Genomic DNA, 8,542 nt, shown 5'->3' with positions numbered 1-8,542 from the left:
ACGCGAGTCAGCGCAGCGGTCAGAGTGGTTTTACCGTGGTCAACGTGGCCGATGGTACCTACGTTAACGTGCGGTTTGTTACGTTCGAATGATTGCTTAGCCATGGCAAGGTCAACCTGATCAAGTCAATTTCAAGGACGCCAAATACAACAAAGGGTAGACATATTGCTATGACTACCCTTCATCGTTAAATCTGGAGCTCATGGGCGGATTTGAACCGCCGACCTCACCCTTACCAAGGGTGTGCTCTACCCCTGAGCTACATGAGCATAACTCTTTTTTCTGCTCCGTTGGAGCGGGTAGCGGGAATCGAACCCGCCTCTTCAGCTTGGAAGGCTGAGGTAATAGCCACTATACCATACCCGCTTATACGGAGATGGTGGTGGGAGGTGGATTCGAACCACCGAAGCTTGCGCGTCAGATTTACAGTCTGATCCCTTTGGCCACTCGGGAACCCCACCAGCCTTTCAAACCTTCTCTAGACATGGTGCCGGCACGAGGAGTCGAACCCCGGACCTACTGATTACAAGTCAGTTGCTCTACCAACTGAGCTATACCGGCCTTGTCTGTCGAAGTGGTGCGTATCTTACTGATCCGACTGGGACTGCGCAACCCCCTTGCAGGATTTTTTTTCAATTTTTATTCCCGGCCACCTCGACGCCATGCGCGACGCCAGACCCTGCGGCTGCAGCACCCCTTCCGGCGCCTGTAACCGCAGCTCGTGGGACGCACCGGATGCGCGGATGGGCTCCAGCGCCAGCGTCAGTTGCAACACATCACTGATGGCACGCTGCTCGCGCTGTGCCTGCTGATAAGCATCAGTCCCCATGAAGGGTCCCAGCACGAAATAACCGCCGTCCGTCTGCGGCACCCAGCCCGCCAACGCCAGCCGATCCAGCAGCGCCAACTGCGCCTGCGCATCCGCCGGCCGCGCTAGGCGCAACCGGTAACCGATCACGACCGCTGGCAATATTTCACGCTGACTGTCGATACCCCGCTCCTGCAGCCATGCCTGCGCATCTTCAGCCTCGCTCGCAGACGCAAAGCGCCCCAGGGCATAACAGACCTGCGACCGCAACTGCAGTTGCTCGCCGCCACCCAGTTCATGCAGCAACCGCAGACGGCTTATTTCCGTCGATGCCGGCCGCTCGGTCGCACCGCTCTCGTACTGCTGGGAATACCACAGCAACAGCAGTGCATTTGACAGCAACAGCAGCAACGCCAGCCAACGCGTCATCACCCTACTCCAGAGCCCACTGCAGGCCATCCATGACCAGATCGGGGCAATGCTCAGCATGCGGCAGCAGTCGCGCCAGCCGCTCACCGTCGCCACCGGTAATAAACAAACGGGTTGGACTGGCGCAGCCGGGAATGCCGGTCTGCAGCTGCTGTGCCAGCGACAGCAGCAGCAGGTTCGCACCATGCGCCACGGCACTGCTCGTATCCGTGCCCGGCTGTACTGAATCCTGAGCCACATCACGGTCCACGCGCACTTCAGCGGTATTACCCAGCAAAGCCTGCTGCATCAAGCGCAGCCCGGGCAGGATATAGCCGCCCCGGTGACAGCCATCGCCATCCAGAAGATCAACAGTAATGGCGCTACCGGCATCCACCACCCAGCACCCCTGACGATATCGATTCCAGGCAGCCACCATGGCCAGCCAGCGGTCCACCCCCATGCGAGCAGGATCGGCGTAGCTGTTCCGCACCCCGGCACTGACAGCTGCGGTCTGCACCTGCTGCAGCGACCGTCCCCAGCGCTGTTCGACAGCCTGCGCCAGCTGCCGATTCAAGCCCTCACCGGCCACCGACGCCAGCCATATCCGATCAGGCACGCCATCGCACTGCGCCAGCTGGTCTGCGGCGAACTCGGCCGTCAGCCAGCGCCCACGCGCCTGCACTCGCCCCTGGGCATCCAGCAGCCGCCACTTGATGAAGGTATTGCCGGCATCCAGCTCAAGCCGTCGCATGGGCGCGCACGCTGATTTCACCACCATGAAAGACTTCCTGTCCCTTGTCCGTCTGCAGCCGCAGCCCGCCCTGATCCGTCACGCCGAGGCAAACACCGTCAAAACTGTGCGTACCGGACGTCAGCCGAACCGACTGCCCCTGAAACACATTGACCGCTTCCCAATCCGGTCGCAGCTGGGCAAAACCTCCCGCCTCGAAGCGCTGCAGCACCTGAATCAACCGACGCACCAGTGCCGCCAGCAGCGCCGTGCGACTGCCACTGAAGCCCAGCGCACGCAAGTCAATGCAGGGTTGATCCAACTGCTCTGCTACCGCCTCCGGCAGCGCCACGTTCAGGCCAATGCCAATGGCAACCTGGCACTCGCCGGCCGCATCGCCACTGAGCTCGATCAGGATACCGGCCAGCTTGGCCTGAGCCACCAGTAGATCGTTGGGCCACTTAAGCCCAACCTGCTCGACGCCCTGCTCGGCCAGCGCCTGCTGCAACGCCAGCCCCACCGCCAGGCTCAACCCTTCCAGCGCAGCCGCACCGGAGTTGAAGCGCCAGGCCAGCGTGAAGCAGAGGCTGGACGCCAGCGGGCTAAGCCAGCCACGCCCGCGCCGACCACGCCCGGCATGCTGGTATTCGGCCACAAACAACCCCGTCCGTACACCCGTCTGCAATGCCTGCAGCGCACGTGCATTGGTCGAGTCGACTTCCGTTACCACCTCAATCTGCTGCAGTCCGGGCTCCACCATACTCAGCTGCGCCTGCAGGTCACCGGCATCGATCAGATCCAGTCCGCCCGGCAGACGGTAGCCACGCCCCTTGACGCTGTAGACCTCCAGCCCCAACTCCTGCAAACGCTGCATGTGCTTCCACACCGCGCTGCGGCTGATGCCCAGTGAGCGCCCCAGCTCACTGCCGGAATGAAAGGCGCCATCGGCCAGCACCGCCAGCAGTTTATCCAGCATTTGCATCGCGGGCCGCGCTCCGTTCCAGCACGATAAAGCTGTAATCATAAGGGTTGGGCTCGATCGCTGCGAAGTCCTCCCGCGCAATCTCCTGCCAGGCCGTTGTGTCCAATGCCGGAAAAAAGGCATCGCCTTCAATATGGGCATGTACCTGGGTCAAATACAGACGATCGGCCCGCGGCAGGCATAGCGCATAGATCTCGGCACCGCCGATCACCACTGCTTCGTCGACACCGTCAATCAGCGCCAGGCTTTCACCCAGCTCAAGCCCCTCGTTCAGGCTGTGTACCACGCGCACCCCGGGATGATCCCAGGCTGGGTCGCGGGTAATCACGATATTGGGCCGCCCCGGCAGCGGCCGACCGATGGATTCGAAGGTCTTGCGCCCCATGATGATGGGTTTACCGAGGGTCACGCGCTTGAAGTACTTCAGATCCTCGGGCAGATACCAGGGCAGCTTGTTGTTGATACCGATCACCCGGTTCTCGGACTGGGCGACAATCATAGCCAGACGCATGCGATCTCCTTGCATCAAATGGCAATGGGGGCACGAATAACCGGGTCCGGATCGTAGCCGGTCACCTCGAAGTCTTCGTATTGATAACTGAAGATGTCCGCCGGTCGACGACGGATCTGCAGTTGCGGCAATGGCTTAGGCGTACGCGACAGCTGCTCCTGCACGATCGCCGGATCGTTCAGGTGATTGGCATACAAGTGCAGGTCGCCGAAGGTATGCACGAACTCGCCCACCTCCAGATCACATTGCTGAGCCACCATCTGGGTTAACAGCGCATAGGATGCAATGTTGAAGGGCACACCGAGGAAATAGTCGGCACTGCGCTGGTACAGCTGGCAACTCAACTTGCCTTCGGCCACATAGAATTGAAACAGGGTATGACAGGGCGGCAGCGCGGCCTTGCCTTGGCGTACATTGTCCTGGGGGCTGATGGTTTCATCCGGCAGGTCGGCCGGATTCCAGCCGCTAACGATCAGACGGCGGGAGTTGGGCGTGCGTTTGATCTGCTCGATCACGGTGGCGATCTGATCGATCGTGGAGCCGTCCGGGCAGGCCCAGGAACGCCACTGCTTGCCGTAGATCGGTCCCAGATCACCGTCCTCCAGCGCCCACTCATTCCAGATCCGCACGCCGTGCTGCTGCAGCCAGGTGTTGTCGGTGCTGCCGGAAAGAAACCAGAGCAGTTCGTAGATCACCGATTTCAGGTGTACCTTCTTGGTGGTCAACAGCGGGAAGCCTTCGGCCAGGTCAAAACGCAACTGACGGCCGAACACCGAGCGCGTGCCGGTACCCGTGCGGTCGCCCTTGTCCACGCCGTTGTCGATGATGTCTCGCATCAGGTCCAGGTACTGCTGCATAACCGCCCCGCTCTAAAAACAAATAGGGCCCATATTATCCCATATCGCCCTGAAGCTATAGCGGGGGCGATACGTCTGGCACCGCCTCTTGCATGCGCCCCGCGTGGCGTCATCCATGACCTTTCGACTGCCGCCTTCCCTGGCGGCAGACAGTCGCAGACAAGAGGCGGCACCATTAATCCGCCGAGGACTGACCAACGCCCCCTGGTCGACGATACGCCAGCAGGATCAACAGCGCCCCCAGCAACACCATCGGCAGCGACAGCAGCTGTCCCATGGTCAGCCAGTCGAAAGCGACAAAGCCCAGATGTCCATCCGGCTCGCGCACCAGCTCCACCAGCGATCGGAAACCGCCATACCCCAGCAGGAACAGCCCCGACACCGCCATGCGCGGACGCGGCTTGGCAGAGTACCACCACAGCAGCGCAAACAGCACCAGCCCTTCCAGTACCATCTCGTACAGCTGCGAGGGGTGACGCGGCAGGCCGTCACCGGCACGCGGGAAGATCACCGCCCAAGGCACGTCGGTCACTCGCCCCCAAACCTCGCCACCGATGAAATTGCCCAGCCGTCCGGCCCCCAGACCGATGGGTACCAACGGCGCCACGAAATCACTGATCTCGAAAAAGCCCTTGCCATGGCGATAGGCAAACAGCGCCACCACCGCCATCACACCGAGCAGACCGCCATGGAAGGACATCCCCCCCTCCCAGACCGCAAACAGCCACAGCGGATCCTGCAGGAAGTAATCGAAATTATAGAACAGCACATAGCCCATGCGGCCGCCGAGGATCACGCCCACCGCCCCCCAGAACACCAGATCGGACACCTGCTCTTCGGTCCAGCCGGAGCCGGCCTGCCGCGCCCGTCGCACTCCCAGCCACCAGGCGGCACCGAAGCCGATCAGGTACATCAACCCGTACCAGTGAATACTGAGCGGCCCCAGCTGCAGCGCCAGCGGATCTATATCGTGTTCCCACATGAAGAATTATCCCAGATTGGCCAAAATGAAGCGTCGGGCGCATTTCCTCGGCACCCCATGCCGATGTAACACAGGCGAGCCGATTGACGGCATACCAGCCCTATTGGTCAGCGCCCTTTGGCGGAGTATCTTAGAGCCTGAACCCATGCAATGAAACCGATCCCGATATGTGCCTCACCGCCTTTGCCCTTGACGCCCACCCCGACTGGCCCCTGATTCTGGTGGCCAACCGGGACGAATTTCATGCCCGCCCCGCCGCACCGCTGGGCATCTGGCCCGACCAGCCGATCCTGGGCGGTCGCGACCTTCAGGCCGGCGGCAGCTGGATGGGCCTGGGCGACAACCAGCGCTTCGCCCTGATCACCAACCACCGCGACCTGCGCCGCCCGGTACCCGAGCAGGCCCGCTCACGGGGCCACCTGGTGACCGACTTCATCCACAGCGAACTGAGCGCGACCGCCTTCTGCCAGCGGTTGGATCCCGCCGCGTACGCCGGCTTCAATCTGCTGCTGCGCGAGGCCGAGGGCTGGTACCACTACAGCAACGTCAGCGACCACTGCCGTCGCCTAACGCCAGGCATCCACGGCCTCAGCAACGCCCTGCTCGATACCCCCTGGCCCAAGACCCTGAAGGCCCGCGCCCAGCTGCAGCAGGCGCTGGCACAGGGGCAGCTGCAGCCCGAACAGTTGCTGCACCTGCTGCATGACCCGCGCCCGGCAGCGGACACACAACTGCCGGACACCGGGCTGCCACGGCAGCGGGAACGCCTGCTGTCATCCTGTTTCATCGTGTCCGAGGCGTACGGCACCCGCGCCAGCAGCCTGCTGCTGCAACACCGCAGCGGTACACTGGTGTTCATGGAGGAAAGTTATGATGCGCAGGGTCGTGCCATCGGCAGACGCAGCTATCGACAGCAGCGCCCCCTGCTAGTTCAGGCCGAATCGCCGGTCTGATGGGGCAGCCGCGGCCGGGTCAACTGCCCCAGCCCCAGCTGCTTTAGGCTCTGGCGCAGGTATTGGTGAATCTCTTCGGCATCATCCATGCGCAGCACGCGGGTAAGCAGTGACTGCGCCCGCGCCAGGCTGACACCGCGGATAGCCGATTTGACCCGCGGCAGGTTATTGGCATTCATCGACAGCACTTCATACCCCATGGCCATCAACAGCAGGCTACCACCAGGGTCTGCCGCCATCTCGCCGCAAATGGACACCGGCTTGCCCTCCTTGCGCGTCTCCCGGGCGATATACTGCAGCGCCCGCAGAACCGCCGGATGATAGGCGGCATAGAGCCCCGCCACGCGCGGGTTATTGCGATCCACCGCCAGAATGTACTGGGTCAGGTCGTTGGAACCGACAGACACGAAATCCACCAGGCGGGCAAAGCGGCGCACCTGGTACACCGCCGCCGGCACCTCCACCATCACGCCCACCAGCGGCCGCTGCACGGCATAGCCCTCCTCCTGCAGCTCGGTGAGCGCCTGGTCGATCTGGCGCAGCGCCTCTTCCACCTCGTGCACACTGGTGACCATCGGCAGCATGATGCGCAGGTTGTTGAGGCCCTCCGAGGCCCTCAGCATGGCCCGCACCTGTACCAGGAAGATTTCGGGATGATCCAGCGTCACCCGGATGCCGCGCCAGCCCAGAAACGGATTGTCTTCCTCGATGGGGAAATAGGGCAGCGCCTTGTCACCTCCGATATCCAGCGTCCGCATGGTCACCGGCCGCGGCGCGAACGCTTCCAGCTGGCTGCGATAGCTGTTGAGCTGCTCCTGCTCACTGGGGAAGAAGTCCCGGATCATGAACGGAATTTCGGTGCGGTACAGCCCTATGCCCTCGGCACCGCGCTCAAGCGAGCGGGTCACATCCGCCACCAGACCGGTATTCACCCACAGCGGCATGCGGTAACCGTCGGTGGTTTCAGCCGGCAAGTCACGCAGGCTTTCCAGCCCTGCCGCCACGGCGCGCTCCTCGCGAATCACCTCGCGAAAGGCTTCCAGCAGCTTGTCGGACGGATTGACATAGACCCGCCCGGAATAGCCGTCGACGATGATCTGACGACCCTCCAGGCGGGTAAACGGCAAATCGACCACTCCCATGACAGTGGGAATGCCGACCGCCCGTGCCATGATGGCGGCATGAGAATTGCCCGAGCCGCTGACCGATACCAGCCCGACCAACTTGTCTTCCGGCACCAGCCCCAGCATGGTCGGTGACAATTCATCGGCAATCAGAATACTGTCATCCGCACAGTCGATGGCCACGGGGCCAGCACTCTCCTGCAGGTAACTGAGGATGCGCCGCCCCAGGTCGCGGATATCCGTGGCGCGCTCACGCAGGTAGGCATCTTCCATGGCATTGAACTGGCGCACCTGTGTCAGTATTACCTCGCGAAGCGCCCCCTGGGCCCAGTTGCCGTCGACAATGGCCTGCTCAATGGCATCACTGAGCGCCGGGTCATCCAGCATGCGCAGATAAACATCGAACAGTGCCTGCTCATCGGACTGCAGACGCTGCGCCAGCCCCTGGCTGACGGTGCGGATATCATCCTTGACCGATGCCAGAGCGGCCCGGAAGGACGCCAGCTCATGTTCCATATCCACCGCCCGCTTGTCGGACACGGTCTCCAGCTCCGCCGCCAGCGTGGCTACGATCACGGTACCGATGGCGACACCGGGCGCTGCTGCCACACCGTTGAAATGCCGATCCCGCTGCGGCTGAACCCGGGCCTGCGGATGCTGCTCGCCATTGACCGAGCCGGTTGCCTCGGCATGGGCGATGATGCCGGCCAGTTGCGCCGAGACCGTGACCATGAACGCCTCTTCGCTTTCATCGAAACGGCGATGCTCGACCTGTTGCACCACCAGCACGCCAAGCACACTGCGGTGATGAATGATAGGCACGCCGAGGAAGGCGTGATAGCGCTCTTCACCGGTCGCTTGCAGATAATGGAAGGCAGGATGCCGGGAGGCATCCTCCAGATTGATCGGTTCGGCCCGCTGGCCCACCTGACCGACAATGCCTTCCCCCATCGACAGGCTGACCTGGCCGACCGCCTCCTGGTTCAACCCCTGGGTGGCCCTGAGCACATAACGCTGCAGCTGGGGATCAAACAGAAAGATGGAGCACACCTGTGTCCGCATGGCGCGCTGAATGCGCCGTACAATAAGGTCCAGCACCGACTCCAGATCCGGTGCGGTACTGACCTCCTGGACGATCTTGCGCAGCACGCTGAGCATACTCATCGGCGGCTCCCCTGGTTGGA

General features: G+C 62.4%; 9 protein-coding genes and 4 tRNA genes. 1 reads left to right on the top strand and 12 read right to left on the bottom strand.

The window, feature by feature from the left end; translation table 11 throughout:
• From KTN04_RS11695 to lgt, 11 genes are all read right to left on the bottom strand, one after another.
• Nucleotides 1-104: GTP-binding protein (locus KTN04_RS11695; protein ID WP_254262525.1), on the bottom strand; the 104-nt coding region annotated here is incomplete at its 3' end.
• Nucleotides 105-194: 90 nt separating this feature from the next.
• A tRNA-Thr gene (locus KTN04_RS11690) sits at nucleotides 195-269 on the bottom strand.
• Between the two features lie 22 nt (nucleotides 270-291).
• Nucleotides 292-366, bottom strand: a tRNA-Gly gene (locus KTN04_RS11685).
• A gap of 11 nt (nucleotides 367-377) precedes the next feature.
• Nucleotides 378-461: transfer RNA gene (locus tag KTN04_RS11680), tRNA-Tyr, on the bottom strand.
• Between the two features lie 24 nt (nucleotides 462-485).
• Nucleotides 486-561, bottom strand: a tRNA-Thr gene (locus KTN04_RS11675).
• 25 nt (nucleotides 562-586) lie between these two features.
• A complete protein-coding gene (locus KTN04_RS11670; RefSeq protein ID WP_217335408.1) occupies nucleotides 587-1,237 on the bottom strand; it encodes a hypothetical protein in 651 nt (216 codons plus the stop codon).
• A gap of 4 nt (nucleotides 1,238-1,241) precedes the next feature.
• Complete coding sequence (locus KTN04_RS11665) at nucleotides 1,242-1,997, bottom strand: type III pantothenate kinase (protein ID WP_217335407.1); 756 nt, start codon at nucleotides 1,995-1,997, stop codon at nucleotides 1,242-1,244.
• Nucleotides 1,957-2,931: a bifunctional biotin--[acetyl-CoA-carboxylase] ligase/biotin operon repressor BirA gene (gene birA, locus KTN04_RS11660; protein ID WP_328515984.1), complete on the bottom strand. Its 975-nt coding sequence runs from the start codon at nucleotides 2,929-2,931 to the stop codon at nucleotides 1,957-1,959. Before birA ends, KTN04_RS11665 begins: the two co-directional genes overlap by 41 nt.
• On the bottom strand, nucleotides 2,915-3,442 hold the full coding sequence (locus KTN04_RS11655; RefSeq protein WP_217335406.1) for a dihydrofolate reductase: 528 nt from the start codon (nucleotides 3,440-3,442) through the stop codon (nucleotides 2,915-2,917). Before KTN04_RS11655 ends, birA begins: the two co-directional genes overlap by 17 nt.
• 14 nt (nucleotides 3,443-3,456) lie before the next feature.
• Nucleotides 3,457-4,299, bottom strand: coding sequence for a thymidylate synthase (locus tag KTN04_RS11650; RefSeq protein WP_217335405.1), 843 nt, complete (start codon nucleotides 4,297-4,299; stop codon nucleotides 3,457-3,459).
• Between the two features lie 175 nt (nucleotides 4,300-4,474).
• Complete coding sequence (gene lgt / locus KTN04_RS11645) at nucleotides 4,475-5,281, bottom strand: prolipoprotein diacylglyceryl transferase (RefSeq protein ID WP_217335404.1); 807 nt, start codon at nucleotides 5,279-5,281, stop codon at nucleotides 4,475-4,477.
• A 167-nt stretch (nucleotides 5,282-5,448) separates the two neighbouring features.
• On the opposite strand from lgt, the gene KTN04_RS11640 reads away from it, so the two are divergent.
• Complete coding sequence (locus tag KTN04_RS11640) at nucleotides 5,449-6,234, top strand: NRDE family protein (protein WP_217335403.1); 786 nt, start codon at nucleotides 5,449-5,451, stop codon at nucleotides 6,232-6,234.
• On the opposite strand, the gene ptsP is transcribed toward KTN04_RS11640, so the two are convergent.
• The gene (gene ptsP, locus KTN04_RS11635; RefSeq protein WP_217335412.1) at nucleotides 6,213-8,516 is read right to left on the bottom strand and encodes a phosphoenolpyruvate--protein phosphotransferase; all 2,304 of its coding nucleotides are present in this window, start codon (nucleotides 8,514-8,516) and stop codon (nucleotides 6,213-6,215) included. The genes KTN04_RS11640 and ptsP overlap by 22 nt on opposite strands.
• Nucleotides 8,517-8,542 lie beyond the last annotated feature (26 nt).

This window comes from Marinobacterium weihaiense (assembly GCF_019061305.1).
Taxonomy (GTDB): domain Bacteria; phylum Pseudomonadota; class Gammaproteobacteria; order Pseudomonadales; family Balneatricaceae; genus Marinobacterium; species Marinobacterium weihaiense.
Note: the sequence above shows the minus strand (reverse complement) of the source record. Positions and strands in the feature narration are given on the sequence as shown.